Source organism: Paenibacillus sp. GbtcB18 (genome assembly GCF_019091125.1).
GTDB classification, from domain to species: domain Bacteria; phylum Bacillota; class Bacilli; order Paenibacillales; family NBRC-103111; genus Paenibacillus_F; species Paenibacillus_F chitinolyticus.
In genome coordinates this window covers 1-463 of the sequence record NZ_JAGXJX010000131.1, presented here as the reverse complement: position 1 = coordinate 463, position 463 = coordinate 1, and the positions used below count along the sequence as shown (strand labels likewise).

The 463-nt window shown below is 36.1% G+C and carries 1 protein-coding gene; it reads left to right on the top strand.

The window, feature by feature from the left end:
- Nucleotides 1–155 precede the first annotated feature (155 nt).
- The gene (locus KVT34_RS32530; protein ID WP_302695742.1) at nucleotides 156–437 is read left to right on the top strand and encodes a YncE family protein; all 282 of its coding nucleotides are present in this window, start codon (nucleotides 156–158) and stop codon (nucleotides 435–437) included.
- Nucleotides 438–463 lie beyond the last annotated feature (26 nt).

Here is a 463-nt window from a genome sequence, read left to right as displayed (position 1 = left end):
TACCTTACCAAGAGTGCATATAATAATGCGCTCTTTTTATTTGTTACTCAATAACGCTTTTATGAAATTTCATTGCCTAATTCCTCACTAGTCCGTTTCACCTTGTTCGACATCTACATTTACTATTAATAATACGTTTTTATTAGAGGTGAAATATGATGAATGAGTTCTTATCTTCCGTTGCTCTCAATCCTAGTTTAATCGGTCCGACTTTACCACCTATCCCACCATTCACACTACCGACTGGATCTACTGGTTTCACTGGACCAACGGGTGCAGTGGGTGCTACCGGTCCAACTGAGGTTCCATCTAGTACGATTTTTGTTGCAAATCGAAACTCAAATAATGTATCTGTTATTAATACCAACACTAACTCTGTCATTGCTACCATTCCTGTTGGTTTATATCCTTTTGGAATTGATGTCCTAATTGATTAAAATTATTTATAAGCAAAATAGAATAC

Bases quoted from the DNA above. Each gene is read 5' to 3' on its own strand.
- KVT34_RS32530 (WP_302695742.1), top strand. From the start codon at position 156: ATGATGAATGAGTTCTTATCTTCCGTTGCTCTCAATCCTAGTTTAATC.